The 457-nt window shown below is 54.3% G+C and carries 1 protein-coding gene; it reads left to right on the top strand.

Features of this window, described 5'->3' with window-relative positions:
• The first annotated feature begins 10 nt into the window (after nt 1-10).
• The gene (locus D3D01_RS22830) at nt 11-295 is read left to right on the top strand and encodes a PadR family transcriptional regulator (RefSeq protein WP_004062180.1); all 285 of its coding nucleotides are present in this window, start codon (nt 11-13) and stop codon (nt 293-295) included.
• Nucleotides 296-457 lie beyond the last annotated feature (162 nt).

Here is a 457-nt window from a genome sequence, read left to right as displayed (position 1 = left end):
GGGCAGCAAAATGTACGATTTGACCGGGTTCCAACGAGACCTGCTGTACGTCACCGCCGGCTTGGATGAACCACACGGACTCGCAATCAAAGACCAACTCGAGGACTACTACGAAACCGAGATCCACCACGGCCGGCTGTACCCCAATCTCGACACGCTCGTTGAGAAGGGACTGCTCGACAAAGGCGAAAAGGACCGCCGAACGAACGTCTACGCGATTACAGCTCGCGGTCGTCGAGAAATCGAAGCCCGTGACGACTGGGAACAACAGTATACCAGCGAACTGACCACCTGACTGCTGCTACGAGACGAGTAGCTGGGATGACAGACAACTAGTGGGGGAACGTGCTGTTTAAATCGCTTAATCCGGCCAGTATCTTCTGCCACACATTACGAATACCGACTTCTCGTCTCACTGGTCAACTTCGGCAAACGCACGAATAGGCATTGCAGCAGT

This window comes from Haloarcula sp. Atlit-7R, from assembly GCF_003666065.1.
GTDB lineage: Archaea > Halobacteriota > Halobacteria > Halobacteriales > Haloarculaceae > Haloarcula > Haloarcula taiwanensis.
Note: the sequence above shows the minus strand (reverse complement) of the source record. Positions and strands in the feature narration are given on the sequence as shown.